This is a genomic window from Eudoraea sp. (assembly GCF_039969275.1).
Taxonomy (GTDB): domain Bacteria; phylum Bacteroidota; class Bacteroidia; order Flavobacteriales; family Flavobacteriaceae; genus Eudoraea.
Genome location: NZ_JBDVOC010000010.1, coordinates 726,599 through 733,297, shown reverse-complemented (window position 1 = coordinate 733,297; position 6,699 = coordinate 726,599). Strand labels below are relative to the sequence as shown.

The following is a 6,699-nucleotide window of genomic DNA, read 5'->3' as shown; positions in this document are numbered from 1 at the left end:
CGACGGGGTCCACCCCTTTCCATACCGAACAGGGAAGTTAAGCCCGTCTGCGCCGATGGTACTGCCGTAACTGGTGGGAGAGTAGGCCGCCGCCTTCTTTGAAAGCACTTATCATGTATTTGATAAGTGCTTTTTTTTTGATCAATAATTATTTGACCTGCAACTTTATTGGAATAATGAATGATCATTTTAGGAAAAAATCTTTCATAGTCCGAATAATTGGATAGGCTATTGAACAATTTTTCCTAATTTCAACAATATACTTTATACTTTTATAGCCAACCAACTTTTTATTATGAAAAAAAACTACCGTATTGTAGTCCTGATTCTAATTACATTTTTTGTCATTTCGTTTTTGACCAATATTTTGGGTGCCCTTAATCCAAGTGTATCATTAAGTTTTGGGCTGAGTGAAACTATGGCAGGGTTTTTACCTTTTACCTTCTTTATAGCATATGGGGTAATGTCTATTCCTTCGGGCTTTATGCTCGAAAAATATGGCGAAAAACGATTGATGCTATTTGCCTTTTTTTTGGCACTAGCTGGCTCAATTCTTTTTGCATGTATTCCTACTTTCGGAGTGTTCTTAATGACGCTCTTTACCATTGGTACGGGGATGGCGATATTACAAGTTGTAATTAACCCCTTATTAAGAGTAGCTGGTGGAGAGGAAAATTACGCCTTTACTTCGGTCCTGGCACAGCTGATCTTTGGGGCGGCATCATTTATCAGTCCCCAGGTATATTCATGGTTGGTTACCAGTTTGGCGGATACAGATAAAGCAGGAAATTGGTTTATAGATATACTTTCCAAAATTGTACCGGCTGATATGTCCTGGGTTTCAATGTATTGGTTATTCGCCATAGCTAGTTTAATCATGATATTTATTATAGTTTCAATTGCCTTTCCTAAGGTAGAATTAATAGATGAGGAGAAAGTTGGATCAAAAGAGACCTATTTAAATCTGTTCAAAAGTAAAATTGTCATTTTATATTTTCTGGGAATATTTGCCTATGTTGGTGTGGAACAAGGTATTTCCTACTGGATGTCCAAGTTCCTGCAGATATATCATGGATTTGATTACGAAACCACCGGTGCTGTAGCTGTTGGCAATTTTTGGGGACTCATGACGATTGGGGGATTAATAGGATTGGTTTTATTAAAAGTTATGGACAGCAAAATAGTTTTAAGACTGTTTAGCAGCCTGGCAATAATTAGTTTGGGAGTTGCCTTATTTGGAAACGCCAATAATTCACTATACGCCTTTCAAATCTGTGGTATTTTCTTATCAGTGATGTATCCCATTATCCTGTCTCTAGCCTTAAATTCTGTAAGCAAACACCATGGCTCGTTTGCAGGAATATTGATGACCGGAATTATGGGTGGAGCTGTAATGCAATTACTAATTGGGTTTATAAGTGACCTGACCTCATTGAGAGTTGGAATGTTATTAAATTTTGTTGCCCTGTTATTTGTTTTTAGTATTAGCATTTGGGCGAAACCTATCATAAAAAATAAAACAATACGCTTAAGGAAAAGTAAGAATTAGAATGGATAAATCTAAATCGGTAAAATTAATTGGAGTTGATCTGGGAGGTACTAAGGTCAACGTTGGATTGGTTGAAGGAAATAAAATTCTAAGCAATGAATCTGTGAAACTTCCAAAGGATTCACAAAGTGAATGGAATGTTATCAATATTATTATTGATTTAATTAAGAAGCAACTTGGCGGACATAAAGTGGAAGGAATAGGTATAGGTGTTCCTAGTATTGTCGACAGGGAAAAAGGCATTATTCATGAGGTTCAGAATATTCCTTTGTGGAAGGAAGTTCCTTTGGCAGAAATTTTAAAAAAGGAATTTGGAATCCCTGTCTTTATAGATAATGACGCTAATTGCTTTGCCTACGGAGAATTAAAGTTTGGTTTGGGAAAAGGGTATAGACATCTGGTTGGACTTACCTTAGGTACTGGTATGGGATCAGGGATCATTACGAATGGACATTTAATGGGTGATGCAAATTGCGGGTCAGGAGAATTTGGGATGATTCCTTATAAGGATGGTATTCTGGAAGATTATTGCAGTGGTAAGTATTTCAAAAATTTTTACGAATCCAATGGGGAAGAATTAATGACCCTTGCCAAGGTAGGAGACACCAAGGCCCTTGAAGCCTTCAATAATTTTGGGGAACATCTGGGAAATGCGGTTAAAACCATTCTTTACGCTGTAGATCCTCAAGTAATAATAATTGGAGGTTCAGTGGTTAATTCAGTGGAATTTTTTGAGACGAGTTTGACAGATTCAATTAGTGATTTTGCCTATAAAAAAGTTCTGGAGAAGTTTGAGATTTTGTACTCCAAAACTTCAAATATTGCCATATTAGGGGCTGCCTCACTCTATTATGACCGGATTGGAAATAACAACTTATAGATAATTATACAAAGTAGCTACTTCCAAAGGGTTTTCAGTCGTTTGTGAAAATTTTTAAATTCTTGGCAATTAATCTCTAAAAATACCTCAGGATGGCCATAAAACTTGATGAAGCTTAGTAGAAAGTGCCCCAATCCAAATTATCCCGAATTACTATCCTATAGATAATATGACAAACAGCACTTCATTTGGTATTTAAATAGGAATGGACTCCACAGAGTTCACGGAATAATCAATTCGTTTATTTTCTCTTAAAACCTATATATGATAAGCATCATGGCAGGGATTACAGCTGTGTAATACTTTTAATATAAATACCCTTTATAACAGATAATCCATGATACACCTATTAAAACCAAAAGATTTAAGGAAAGGCCTGGCCATAAAAAAAATAGACTGGACGCAAATTAGAAAATCAGAGCCATCTAAATTGCTAATTGGACAGGAACGTGCGCTGAAATCTCTTGAATTTGGTATTGGGAATAAAAGAGGTGGTTTCAATATATTCGTATCTGGCTATCCCGGAAGCGGAAAATTGAAAGCTGTTAACCACTTTTTGGAAGAAAAAGCAAAATTGGAAGTAACCCCGGATGATTGGTGCTATGTTAACAATTTTCAGGACTCATTCTACCCTAAAAAGCTCAAATTGCCGAATGGCGGCGGACAAATTTTTAAACTTGAAATACAGCGTTTGATCATGGAAATACAAAAAATCCTGATCAATGCCTTTGAAAGTAAAGAATATCATGATAGGAAAGAGCAAATTATTGAAGATTTTAGACAAAAGGAGAAGGAATTATTCCAGAATATACATAAGAAGGCAAGGGAGAATAATTTTACCGTTACCAAAACTCCTATAGAAATATTGGTTATCCCAACTGATGATAAGGGAATGCCCTTAAATGACGAAAAGTTTAATAAACTAGACAAGAATAAACGTAATACTATACTCAAAAGACAATCGCAATTAAAGAAGGAACTTTTTGACTTAATTCGAAAAAATCGTGAATTGGAACGCGCCAGTAATGAATCTCTCATACAATTAGATGAGAGTATAGCTTCTTATGCCATAGACACATTATTGCAAGAATTGAAAGAAAAGTACAGGGACTTTGACGACGTACTATTACATCTGGACGGGATTAAAAAAGACATAATTGCCAGTTTACATGGTTTCTTGAAAGCGAGCTTAAATCAGGACAAGCATGATTATAAACAGGAACTGAAATTCCAAAAATATGAGGTAAATGTAATAACCGATAATTCAGATATATCTGGTGCGCCTATTGTACTTGAATTAAATCCAACTTTAAATAATCTCTTTGGAAAGGTAGAACACGAATCGTATATGGGAACACTCATTACGAATTTTACTCTTATAAGAGGAGGAACTTTGCATAAAGCAAATGGAGGTTATCTGATAATAAGCTTGAAAGATTTACTGATGTCCTACTTTTCCTGGGATAGCCTTAAAAGAGCCCTAAAGAATAACGAGATTGTTATTGAAGATGCACGAGAACAATTAGGCATTATCGGTGCTAAAAGCTTGAAACCCGAACCAATACCACTCGATATTCAAGTAATTTTAATAGGGTCTCCCAGGTTGTACTATCTATTATATGAGCTTGACGAAGATTTTAAAGAACTATTCAAGGTTAAGGCGGAATTTGATACTTCTATGGACTATTCCTCTCAAAACATTAAAGATTTTGCCGGCGTTACCTATAGGATACAAAAGGAAAACGACTTATATCCTATTAATGACGAAGCTATGGGAAAGCTTGTGGAACATGCATCCAGAATGGCAGAAGATCGCGAGAAAATTTCTATTAAATTTCGTGAAATAAGAGATGTTATCCATGAGGCAGATCATTATGCGCGAATTGCCAAAAAAGATGAAATCGGATCTGAAGACATCAAAGAAGCCATTGAATCACGGTATTATCGTTCCAATCTGATACAGGACAAAATAAACGAAATGATAAAGAGAGGACAACTTATGATTGATCTGAAAGAATCTAAGGTGGGTCAGATCAATGGAATTTCTGTACTTGATCTTGGGGACATCCGCTTTGGCAGGCCTAATAAAATAACAGCCAGTATTGCTTCTGGTAAAGTGGGGTTGATTGATATCGAAAGGGAAGCTAAATTGGCAGGACCAATCCATACTAAAGGAATCTTGATATTGCAAGGGTATTTATTAGAAAAATATGGACAGGACAAAGCTTTGAGTCTCTTTGCCAGTTTGGTTTTTGAACAGAGTTATTCCGAAATTGAAGGGGATAGTGCTTCGTGTGCTGAATTATTCGCCTTGTTGTCCAGTCTTGCACAGTTACAGATTAAACAAGGAATTGCGGTTACTGGTTCTATTAATCAAAAAGGTGAACTACAACCTGTTGGTGCCATTAATCAGAAAATTGAAGGATTCTATGCAGTATGTGCTCAAAGTGGCTTGAATGGTGATCAAGGTGTCATTATTCCCAAACCTAATTTGGAAAATTTAATGTTAAAAGAAGAAATTTTAACAGCTGTTGAACAAGGTCTGTTCCGTATCTGGGCAATAGATACTGTTGATGACGGTATTGAAATCTTAATGGGCTTAGCGGCTGGCAAAAGATTGCAAGGTGGCTCTTTCTCAAAGAATTCTGTTCACTATAAAGTAGATGAAAGGCTCAGGGAACTTAACAGGAATGTGCTGCCAGTTGCAAATGCCGGGAAGGAAGAACACAGTAACACGTATTACCTGTGAAATCGGTTTGTAAATCGATCAGCTGGCATAGCTCCTGGATATGTAGTTCAATTAAATTCTTGGCAAATCGCCTTCTCCTTTAAGTGGTAAATTAGAATTTCCCATTAAATAGGTGTCTATATGATAAGCGGCCTGTCTGCCTTCTGAGATAGCCCATACAATTAAAGATTGCCCCCTGCGCTGGTCTCCGGCAACAAAAACTCCCGAGACATTTGTCATATAGTCTTTTATTGATGCTTTTATATTGGTTCTTGGATCAGCCTCCAGGCCCAATTGTCCTACAATAGTCATTTCAGAGCCTGTAAAGCCCATAGCCAGCAATGCCAGTTCACAGGGCCATTCCTTTTCTGTACCTTCAATTTCTTTTAAAACAGGTCGCTGCCCGGGTACTTTCTCCCACTCCACATCTACTGTAATAAGGCTTTTTAAATTTCCATTTTTATCTCCTATAAACTCTTTGGTAGAAATACTAAAAAATCGTTCTGCTCCTTCCTTATGCGATGAACTCGTACGCAATCTCATGGGCCAGAAGGGCCATGGTTGGTCTTCAGGTCTTTCTGTAGTAGCTTTGCCCAATATTTCAAAATTGGTTACCGAAGCCGCTCCCTGCCTGAAGGAGGTTCCTATGCAATCAGAACCTGTATCGCCTCCGCCAATAACAATAACATTTTTATCTGTGGCTTTAATTTCTTCACCGGGGTACTTTAAGCCATCTACTCTTCGGTTGTTTTGTCCTAAAAAATCCATAGCCTGCACGACGCCCTTTAAATCTGCGCCCTTAATAGGTAACTTTCTTCGAACAGTGGCCCCACCACACAATACAACAGCATCATAATCTTTGTGTAGCTCTTCGGCCTTAATATCAATTCCTATATGAACACCACATTTAAATTCAATACCTTCTTCTTTCAAAATTTCGAGCCTTCGGTCTATAACATGTTTCTCCAATTTAAAATCAGGGATCCCATACCTTAGCAGGCCACCAGGTTTTTCGTCTCGTTCAAATACCGTAACTGAATGACCTGCCCGGTTAAGTTGCTGAGCGGCTGCTAAGCCTGCAGGTCCTGAGCCTACCACGGCAACTTTTTTACCCGTTCTAAATTCTGGCGGATTGGCCACTACCCACCCTTTTTGGAAAGCGGTTTCAACAATATTCTTTTCAATATTTTCAATAGACACCGGATCTTCATTGATTCCAAGGACACAGGCTTCCTCACAAGGAGCGGGGCATAATCTTCCGGTAAACTCAGGGAAATTATTTGTCGCATGTAAAATTTCGGCGGCTTTTTCCCACTTGCCTCTGTAAACCGCATCATTAAAATCCGGTATTAAATTACCCAGAGGACATCCACTATGGCAAAAAGGTATGCCACAATCCATACATCTGGCACCCTGATTTTTGAGTTCTTTTTCCTTCATGGGAAGTGTAAACTCTTTATAATTCTGAATGCGCTCATCTACCGGAGCATAATTCTCTACTTTTCTATCGAATTCCAAAAAACCTGTTATCTTTCCCATGTA

The 6,699-nt window shown here is 37.6% G+C and carries 4 protein-coding genes and 1 rRNA gene; 4 read left to right on the top strand and 1 reads right to left on the bottom strand.

The features are described 5' to 3' along the window. The 4 genes from rrf to ABJH90_RS11215 all read left to right on the top strand — a co-directional run. Positions 1-98: ribosomal RNA gene (gene rrf / locus ABJH90_RS11230) — 5S ribosomal RNA — on the top strand; the annotation flags it as partial. A 197-nt stretch (positions 99-295) separates the two neighbouring features. Continuing rightward, positions 296-1,549 (top strand): MFS transporter, encoded by a 1,254-nt coding sequence (locus ABJH90_RS11225; RefSeq protein ID WP_348139349.1) that lies wholly within the window; start codon positions 296-298, stop codon positions 1,547-1,549. A 1-nt stretch (position 1,550) separates the two neighbouring features. Next, on the top strand, positions 1,551-2,429 hold the full coding sequence (locus ABJH90_RS11220) for an ROK family protein (protein ID WP_348139347.1): 879 nt from the start codon (positions 1,551-1,553) through the stop codon (positions 2,427-2,429). 337 nt (positions 2,430-2,766) lie between these two features. Beyond that, positions 2,767-5,178: an ATP-binding protein gene (locus tag ABJH90_RS11215; protein WP_348139345.1), complete on the top strand. Its 2,412-nt coding sequence runs from the start codon at positions 2,767-2,769 to the stop codon at positions 5,176-5,178. 51 nt (positions 5,179-5,229) lie between these two features. Here the strand turns inward: ABJH90_RS11215 and ABJH90_RS11210 are convergent, their stop codons facing one another. Further along, positions 5,230-6,696 (bottom strand): glutamate synthase subunit beta, encoded by a 1,467-nt coding sequence (locus tag ABJH90_RS11210; protein ID WP_348139343.1) that lies wholly within the window; start codon positions 6,694-6,696, stop codon positions 5,230-5,232. Positions 6,697-6,699 lie beyond the last annotated feature (3 nt).

What these genes read in the sequence shown, in the direction of transcription:
- ABJH90_RS11210 (WP_348139343.1), bottom strand. Translation starts at nt 6,696, where the DNA reads ATGGGAAAGATAACAGGTTTTTTGGAATTCGATAGAAAAGTAGAGAAT.
- ABJH90_RS11215 (WP_348139345.1), top strand. Translation starts at nt 2,767, where the DNA reads ATGATACACCTATTAAAACCAAAAGATTTAAGGAAAGGCCTGGCCATA.
- ABJH90_RS11220 (WP_348139347.1), top strand. Translation starts at nt 1,551, where the DNA reads ATGGATAAATCTAAATCGGTAAAATTAATTGGAGTTGATCTGGGAGGT.
- ABJH90_RS11225 (WP_348139349.1), top strand. Translation starts at nt 296, where the DNA reads ATGAAAAAAAACTACCGTATTGTAGTCCTGATTCTAATTACATTTTTT.